The following is an 8,414-nucleotide window of genomic DNA, read 5'->3' as shown; positions in this document are numbered from 1 at the left end:
GGCCGGGGCCCGCGCCGCCGGGCGACCGGGGCCCGCGTCAGGTGCCGTACGGAGCGGCGGTGCCGCGTCCGGGCGGCGAGCCCGGCTTGGTGCCGGGGTCGGCGGTGCCGCCGATCGGCACGAGCGGGCGGATGTCCTCCGCCTGGTGCCGGACCCGCTCGGCGGACTCGTCGTCCGGCTCCGCCGCGGCGGCGTCCTCGGCCTGCGCGCGCGCGACGTACGCCGCGATCTCCCGGGCACGCGTCTCGGCGTCCCAGCCGAGGACCGGCGCGATGAGGTCGGCGATCTCGTCGAGGGCGCCGACGCCCTTGTCCGCCTGCTCGTAGTTGAGCCGCGTGCGGTGCATGAGCACGTCGTCGAGGTGCAGCGCGCCCTCGTGGCTCACCGCGTAGACGATCTCCGCGCCGATGTACGCCGGCGCGTTCGCCAGCGGCTCGGCGAGCTCCGGGCGCTCGTCGATCATGTCCGTGAGCTCGTGGATCAGGGACCCGTACCGGTGCAGGAGGTGGTCCATGCGCGGGCGGTCCCAGCCGTAGCGGGCCGCGATCGTGCGGGCCTGGCGCTGCACGACGCGCAGCCCCTCGGCGCCGACGAGCGGCACGTCGTCCGTGATCGACGGGAGCGTCGTGGCGCGCGAGCCGATCGCGAAGTCGACCGCGTCCTTGGCCATCACGCGGTACGTCGTCAGCTTGCCGCCGGCGATGACGGTCAGGCCAGGCGTCGGCGACGCGACGGTGTGCTCGCGCGACACCTTCGCCGACGACGTGCCCTCCTTGGTGCCCGGCTGCAGCAGCGGGCGCAGGCCGGCCCACGTGCCGATGACGTCGTCGCGGGAGATGGGCCGCGCGAGGACCTCGTTGGCGTGCGCGATGACGTAGTCGATGTCCGCGCTCGTCGCGACGGGATGCGTGAGCTCCTGCTCGTACGGGGTGTCGGTCGTGCCGATCACCCAGTAGCGGGACCACGGGATGATGAACAGGACCGACTTCTCGGTCTGCAGGATCAGACCCGTGTTGCCCTCGATGCGGCTGCGCGGCACCACGATGTGGATGCCCTTCGACGCGAGGACGCGCAGGCCGCCGTCGGTGCCGGCGAGTGACTCCGTCTTCTCGGTCCAGACGCCCGTCGCGTTGATGACGTTGCGCGCGCGGACGTCGAAGTGCTCGCCCGTCTCGAGGTCGACCAGCTCGGCGCCGGTGACCGCGCCGCCGCTGGTCGTGAGCATCTGGACCACCTGCGTCCGCGACGCCGCGTGGGCGCCGTACGACACGGCCGTGCGGACCAGGGTCTCGACGAGGCGGGCGTCGTCGACGCTCGCGTCCCAGTACCGGACGGCGCCGACGGCCGCGTCGTGCCGCAGGTCGGGGAACAGGCGCTCCATGCCCTTGCGGGTCAGGTGCTTGTGGATCGGCATCGCGCGGCGGCGACCGCCGGACACGCTCGCGAGCGTGTCGTACAGCGCCACGCCGGCGCCGACGTACGCGCGCTCCCAGACCCGGTTCTCGAGCGGGTAGAGGAAGCTCACGGGCTTGACCAGGTGCGGCGCCAGGCGCTGGATGAGCAGGTCGCGCTCGGTGAGCGCCTCGCGGACCAGGTGGAAGTCGAGCATCTGCAGGTAGCGCAGGCCGCCGTGCACGAGCTTGCTCGAGCGGCTCGACGTGCCGCTGGCCCAGTCCTGGGCCTCGACGACGGCGGTCGACAGGCCGCGCGTCACGGCGTCGAGCGCGATGCCCGCACCGGTCACGCCGCCGCCGATCACCAGCACGTCGAGCTCGCGGTCGCGCTCCGAGCTGCGTCGCAGCGCGTCGAGGGCGTCCTGTCGTGCCTGCACCGTCAGGGGTGCGGTTCTCATGTGCGGGTCCTCCCCGGAGCCGTCGCGCGGCGTCGTCGGTCGTCGGCTCCCTGCGCGAGCGGCCCCCTCGCTCGCCGGTTTCGTCGCGGCTATCGTCATCACGTCCAGAACGGACGCGCAACCGGACTGCACGAACGTGCAGCGGTTGACCGGCGCATGACGCGGGCGGGGGGCGGGGCTGGATGTACGTGGAGCGGGAGCAGGACGTGCTGCGCGCGGCGTCGATGTACTACCTGCAGGACCTCAAGATGGAGGTCATCGCGCGGCACCTCGGCACGTCCCGGTCGACCGTGTCGCGGCTCATCAAGCGCGCCCGCGAGACCGGGCTCGTCGAGATCACGCTGCGGCCGGCGAGCACGCGTGCACCCGGCCTCGGGCGGTCGATCGCGTCGACGTTCGGCATCGAGACGTACGTCGTCCCGGTGCCCGACTCCGCCGGCTCGGTCGAGCGGCTCGACCAGGTCGCCATGACGGCCGCGCGGCTGCTGGGGTCGTGGTTCGACTCCGACATGGTCATGGGCGTGGCCTGGGGCACCACCCTGGCCGCCGTCTCGCGGTACCTCGCGCCGAAGCCGACGCGCGGGTCCGCCGTCGTGCAGCTCAACGGCGCCGCGAACATGCGCACGTCCGGCGTCGAGTACGCGAGCGACCTCATCTCGTCGTTCGGGTCGGCGTTCGGCGCGGCCGTGCACCACTTCTCGGTGCCCGCGTTCTTCGACTACCCCGACACCAAGGCCGCGATGTGGCGGGAGCGGTCCGTGCGGCGCGTCCTCGACATGCAACGACGTGCCGACATCGCCGTCTTCTCCGCCGGCGCGGTCGCGGGCGCCGTGCCGTCGCACGTCTACTCCGCCGGCTACCTCGACGAGTCCGACGTGCGGCACCTGCACGACGAGGGCGTCGTCGGCGACGTCTGCACGGTGTTCCTGCGCGCCGACGGGTCGTGGCAGGACGTGTCCCTGAACGAACGTGCGACCGGGCCGAGCCCGGCGGAGCTGCAGCGCATCCCGCGGCGCGTGTGCGTCGTCGCCGGGGACAACAAGGTGGCGCCGCTGCTCGCCGCGCTCCGGGCCGACGTCGTCACCGACCTCGTCGTCGACGAGGTGACCGCGACCGCGCTCGTCGAGGCCGTGGCCAGCCGGCACGCGCCCCGCACGCGCCCGCGCGCGGTCTGAGGCGCACGGCCGTGGACGTCCGGGGCCGCGCGGCGGCGAGTGTCTAGGTTGGGGTCGTGAGCTCCTCCGAGGTCGTCGTCCGCCCCGCGGTGCCCGCGGACGTGCGGGCGATCCGCGCGCTCGTCGAGCCGTACGCGGCGCAGCGCATCCTGCTCGCCAAGGAGTGGGTCGGCTACTACGAGTCCGTGCAGGAGTTCGTCGTCGCGCAGGCCGGTGACGACGTCGTCGGGTGCGGCGCCCTGCACGTCATGTGGGAGGACCTCGCCGAGATCCGCACGCTCGCGGTCGACCCCGGCTGGCGCGGGCGCGCGGTGGGCCACCTGCTGCTCGACGCGCTCGTCGCCCGCGCGCACCTGCTCGGGCTGCGGCGGGTGTTCTGCCTGACGTTCGAGGTCGACTTCTTCGCCCGGCACGGGTTCCGCGTCATCGACGGGACGCCCGTGCCGCAGGACGTGTACGCCGAGCTGCTGCGCTCGCACGACGACGGCGTCGCCGAGTTCCTCGACCTCGCGCGCGTGAAGCCCAACACGCTGGGCAACACGCGGATGCTGCTCGACCTGGCGGAGGACGACCCGACGGGCTGAGCGGCGTCGCCCCCCGGGGCGCTCAGTCCGGCAGGCGGTACGTCGGCGCGTCGTCCACCGACGCCGGGTCGACGCGCACGACCAGCCCGTCCGCGACCAGCGCGTCCACGCACCGCGCGAGCTGCACCGCGTCGGGCCACACCGCGTCCACCGCGCGCGCGGGCACCGGGCCGAGCGCCTCGCGCAGCAGCGCCATGACGCGCCCGCGCACCTGCCGGTCGGTGCCCGTGAACGCCTGGGTCCGGCGCCGGTGCGCGTGCACGTCGCCCGGACGGCCGGTCGCGACCCACCGGCACGCGTCCCGCACCGGGCACGCGTCGCACCGCGGGCTGCGGGCCGTGCACACGAGCGCGCCCAGCTCCATCGACGCGGCGGCCCACCGGGCGGCGGTCGCGTCGTCGTCCGGCACGTACGACGCGGCGAGCCGCGTCTCGGCGACCGTCTGCGCCGGGGCGGGCAGCGCCTCGCCCGCGACCGTGCGCGCGAGCACCCGCCGCACGTTTGTGTCGAGCACGACCGACCGCCGCCCGAACGCGAACGCCAGCACCGCCGCCGCCGTGTACGCCCCGACGCCGGGCAGCGCGAGCAGCTGCGCCTCGTCGGCCGGCAGCCGCCCGCCGTGGCGCTCGACGACCGTGCGCGCGCACTCCTGCAGGCGCAGCGCGCGCCGCGGGTAGCCGAGCCGGTCCCACGCGCGCAGCACGTCGCCCGTCGGGGCGGCCGCGAGGTCGGCCGGGGTCGGCCAGCGGGACAACCACGCGCGCCACGCCGGCTCGACGCGCACCACCGGCGTCTGCTGCAGCATCACCTCGCTGACGAGCACGCCCCACGGCGTGCGGTCCGGCGCACGCCACGGCAGGTCGCGCGCGTGGGCGTCGAACCACGCGAGCACGGGTGCGCGCAGCGCGTCCGGGGACGGCGGGCCGGGGTCCGCCGCGGCGACGGCGGGCGCGCCGGGGGAGGGGACGGGGGCGGGCACGCGCCCATGCTGCGGCACGCGTGCGACTGCGCCAACACCGGCCCGTTCGCCCCGGGGTCCGCCACAGCCGTCCCGGCAGGTGGACCGGGACGATCCGGACACGCGCGGCGCGCGGACACGGACGGGCGACGCGGGCGCGTCGTGCACCGGCGGGCACGCGCGGCTCGTACGGTGGACGCCGCACCGCGGCGACCCGCGGCCCACCCGCACGGAGGACCCCATGAGCGACCGGCACGTCCCGCAGCGCCTGCCCGCGCGCGTGTACTGGGTGCGGCGGTTCGTCGTGCTGGGGCTGCCGCTGATCGCGGTCGTGCTGCTCGTCGTGTGGCTGACCGGGCGCGGCGGCGACGAGCCCACGGCGGGGACCTCGCCGTCGACCGCCGCGGTGGCGCCCGGCGACGCCGCCGCCGACGACGCCGCCGAGGAGCCCGCCGGGGGGAGCGACGCGGAGGGGGGCGGTCCCGCGGCGTGCGCGCCGGGGCAGCTCGCCCTCGCCATCACGCCGGGTGCGGAGACGTTCCCCGGCGACGTCGAGCCGACGTTCACCGTGAGCATCACCAACGCCGGCGACGAGCCGTGCCTGGTCGACGCCGACGAGCGCAGCCGCGAGGTCGTCGTCACGTCCGGCTCGGACCGCGTCTGGTCGAGCCGCGACTGCCAGCCCGCGGAGGTGGAGCCGCTGACGCTCCTGCTCGCGGGCGGCCAGGTCGACGAGCGGCCGTTCACGTGGCCGCGCTCGCGGTCGGCCGAGGGCTGCCCGGGCGACCTGCCGGACCCGGGCGACGGCACCTACTCGGCGACGTTCAGCGTCGGTGGCGCGACGGCGCCCGCCGCGGTGTTCGGCCTGGGCTGAGCCGGGCGTCCGGCGCGGTCAGACGTAGCGCTCGAGGATGCTCGACTCGGCGAGGCGGGACAGGCCCTCGCGGATCGAGCGGGCGCGCTGCTCGCCGACGCCCTCGACGGCCATGAGGTCCTCGACGGTCGCGGCGAGCAGCTTCTGCAGGCCGCCGAAGTGGCCGACGAGCCGGTCGACCACCGTCGACGGCAGGCGCGGCACCTTGGACAGCAGGCGGTGGCCGCGCGGTCCGACGGCCGCGTCGAGCGCCTCGCCGCCGCCGGGCAGGCCGAGCACGCGGCCGATCAGGGCGATGTCGATGAGCTCGGTGGACCCGAGCTCGGCGAGCGCGTCGAGGACCGACTCGACCGAACGGCGGCTGGTGTCGACGTAGTCGCGGATGACGAGCTCGCGCTCGGTGCCCACGCCGCCGACGAGCTCGTCGAGCTGCAGCGTGAGGAGGCGGCCGTCGCTGCCGAGCTCGACGACGTACCCGGCGATCTCGTCCGCGATGCGGCGGACCATCTCGAGGCGCTGGACGACGGCGGACACGTCGCGGACCGTGACGAGGTCCTCGATCTCGAGGGCCGACAGCGTGCCGCTGACCTCGTCGAGGCGGGCCTTGTAGCGCTCGAGGGTCTGCAGCGCCTGGTTGGCGCGCGACAGGATGGCCGTCGAGTCCTCGAGGACGTGCCGGGCGTTGCCCACCCACAGCGCGATGATGTGCATCGACGCGGACACCGAGATGACCGGCAGACCGGTCTGCTTGGCGACGCGCTCGGCGGTGCGGTGCCGGGTGCCGGACTCGCTGGTCTCGATGGCCGGGTCGGGGAGCAGCTGGACGGCGGCGCGGACGATGCGGCCGCGCTCCGGGTCGATGACGACGGCGCCGTCCATCTTCGCCAGCTCGCGCAGGCGCGTGGCGGAGAACTCGACGTCGAGCACGAAGCCGCCGGAGCACAGCCGCTCGACGGTCTCGTCCATGCCGAGCACGATCAGCGCGCCCGTGCGGCCGCGCAGGATGCGCTCGAGGCCGTCGCGCAGCTCACGTCCGGGCGCGACGGCGGCGAGGGTCGACCGGAGGAGGTCGTCCTGCGGGGTCTGGTGCGGCACGGCGTGATCGTATCGGTGGCGTGACGGGATGGCCGAGACCGTGCTCACGCGTCGCGGTCGGACGCGTCGCCGTCGGTGGGCGCCAGACCCGCCAGGACGGCCGCCGCGAGGTCCGCGACCTCGAGCACGCGCAGCCCCTCGGGCACCGCGACCTCACCGAGCGTGCCGAGCGGGACGACCGCCCGTGCGCACCCCAGACGTGCCGCCTCGGCGAGCCGGCGGCCCACGCCGGAGACGGGCCGGATCTCGCCCGCGAGCCCGACCTCGCCGACCGCGACGAGCCCCGGGTGCACCGGCACGTTCTCGCGCGCGCTGACCGCGGCGAGCGCGAGCGCGAGGTCCGCGGCAGGCTCCACGACGCGGGCGCCGCCGACCGTGGAGAGGTAGACGTCCTGGTCGGCGAGCCGGGCGCCCAGCCGGCGCTGCAGCACCGCGAGCACCATCGCGAGCCGGCTGCCGTCCACGCCGCTCGTCGTCCGGCGCGGGTTGGGCACCACGCTCGGGGCCACGAGCGCCTGCACCTCGGCCGCGAGCGGCCGCCGGCCCTCGAGCGTGACGGTGAGGCACGTGCCCGGCACGTCGGACGCGAGACGCGACGTGAACAGGCCCGAGGGGTCCGCGAGCCCGACGATGCCGTGCTCGGACAGGTCGAAGCAGCCGACCTCGTCGGTCGGGCCGAACCGGTTCTTGGTCGCGCGCAGCAGGCGCAGGCGCGCGTGCCGGTCGCCCTCGAACTGGCACACGACGTCGACGAGGTGCTCGAGCGTGCGCGGCCCCGCGACGGAGCCGTCCTTGGTGACGTGGCCGACGAGCACGACCGGCATGCCGCGGGACTTGGCGGCGGCGATGAGCGCACCGGTGACCTCCCGGACCTGCGCGACGCCGCCCGCGGCGCCCTCGACCTGCGCGGACGCGACCGTCTGCACGGAGTCGAGCACGAGCAGCTCGGGCTCGACCGCCTCGACGTGGCCGAGGACGGTCGCCAGGTCCGTCTCGTCCGCGAGCAGCAGGTGCGGGTCGAGCGCGCGGATGCGCCCCGCGCGCAGGCGCACCTGCGCCGCCGACTCCTCGCCGGTCACGTACAGCACGCGCCGCCCGGAGCGCGCGGTGCGGGCCGCCACGTCGAGCAGCAGGGTCGACTTGCCCACGCCCGGCTCGCCCGCGAGCAGCACGACCGCACCCGGCACCAGGCCGCCGCCGAGCACGCGGTCGAGCTCGGCCACGCCCGTGGGACGGGCGGCCGCCGCCTCGACGTCGATCTCGTGGATGGGGCGCGCGGGGTTGCGCGCCGGCGACACCGCCACCGTGCGCGGTGCGCCGCCGCCCGGCCCGACGTCCTCCGCGACCGTGCCCCAGGCCTGGCACTCGCCGCAGCGGCCGACCCACTTGGACGCGCCCCAGCCGCACTCGCTGCAGCGGAAGGCGGGGCGGGCGTCGGCGGAGCGGTCGGCGCGGCGGGTGGTGGTGGGGCTCACGGGCGGCACGCTACGGGTGCGCACCGACAACGACGTCCGCGACGTCCCCACGGGCACCGCGTACCCGTCCGCGCACCCCGCCTCGCACCCCCGCCCGCCACGGCGCGGTCGCCTGCCGGGTCGCGCGGGCGCGCGTCGGTAGGCTGCCTGCGGCCCGGCGTCCGCCGCGCCGACGCGACACGAGGGGGACCCGTCCGATGAGCGACCCGGGACGACCGCGACCCTCCGGCTCGTGGGACCCGTCGGCGCGTCCCGCCTGGGCGCCGCGCGACCCCGACGCCGCCGGACCCGCGCACGCCGCCCCGCGCCCGGCGACGCGCGTGCACGGCTTGAACGTCGAGCCGGCCTGGATGAGGTCGAACGTGGCGGTGTTGCGGGAGTCCGCGAGGTAGTCCGGCCCG

7 protein-coding genes are annotated in these 8,414 nt (G+C 76.0%); 3 read left to right on the top strand and 4 right to left on the bottom strand.

The annotated features are described in order from the left end of the window. Nucleotides 1-37: 37 nt before the first annotated feature. On the bottom strand, nt 38-1,852 hold the full coding sequence (locus AB6N23_RS15910) for a glycerol-3-phosphate dehydrogenase/oxidase (RefSeq protein WP_412866972.1): 1,815 nt from the start codon (nt 1,850-1,852) through the stop codon (nt 38-40). 182 nt (nt 1,853-2,034) lie between these two features. Here AB6N23_RS15910 and AB6N23_RS15905 point away from each other — a divergent pair, with 182 nt between their 5' ends. Next, nucleotides 2,035-3,027, top strand: a complete 993-nt coding sequence (locus AB6N23_RS15905; RefSeq protein ID WP_412866971.1) for a sugar-binding transcriptional regulator — start codon at nt 2,035-2,037, stop codon at nt 3,025-3,027. Between the two features lie 56 nt (nt 3,028-3,083). Continuing rightward, nucleotides 3,084-3,611, top strand: coding sequence for an amino-acid N-acetyltransferase (locus AB6N23_RS15900; protein ID WP_412866970.1), 528 nt, complete (start codon nt 3,084-3,086; stop codon nt 3,609-3,611). Nucleotides 3,612-3,633: 22 nt separating this feature from the next. Here AB6N23_RS15900 and AB6N23_RS15895 read toward each other — a convergent pair whose 3' ends face one another. Beyond that, a complete protein-coding gene (locus tag AB6N23_RS15895) occupies nt 3,634-4,590 on the bottom strand; it encodes an HhH-GPD family protein (protein ID WP_412866969.1) in 957 nt (318 codons plus the stop codon). A 220-nt stretch (nt 4,591-4,810) separates the two neighbouring features. Here AB6N23_RS15895 and AB6N23_RS15890 point away from each other — a divergent pair, with 220 nt between their 5' ends. Next, nucleotides 4,811-5,443, top strand: coding sequence for a hypothetical protein (locus AB6N23_RS15890; protein WP_412866968.1), 633 nt, complete (start codon nt 4,811-4,813; stop codon nt 5,441-5,443). 18 nt (nt 5,444-5,461) lie between these two features. On the opposite strand, the gene disA is transcribed toward AB6N23_RS15890, so the two are convergent. Further along, nucleotides 5,462-6,538, bottom strand: a complete 1,077-nt coding sequence (disA, locus tag AB6N23_RS15885; protein ID WP_412866967.1) for a DNA integrity scanning diadenylate cyclase DisA — start codon at nt 6,536-6,538, stop codon at nt 5,462-5,464. Nucleotides 6,539-6,582: 44 nt separating this feature from the next. Next, complete coding sequence (gene radA, locus AB6N23_RS15880; RefSeq protein WP_378201540.1) at nt 6,583-8,013, bottom strand: DNA repair protein RadA; 1,431 nt, start codon at nt 8,011-8,013, stop codon at nt 6,583-6,585. Between the last annotated feature and the right edge of the window lie 401 nt (nt 8,014-8,414).

The organism is Cellulomonas pasadenensis, assembly GCF_047229365.1.
In the GTDB taxonomy this organism is placed as follows: Bacteria; Actinomycetota; Actinomycetes; order Actinomycetales; family Cellulomonadaceae; genus Cellulomonas.
The sequence above is the reverse complement of the archived record's forward strand: the minus strand, read 5'-3'. Positions and strand labels throughout refer to the sequence as shown.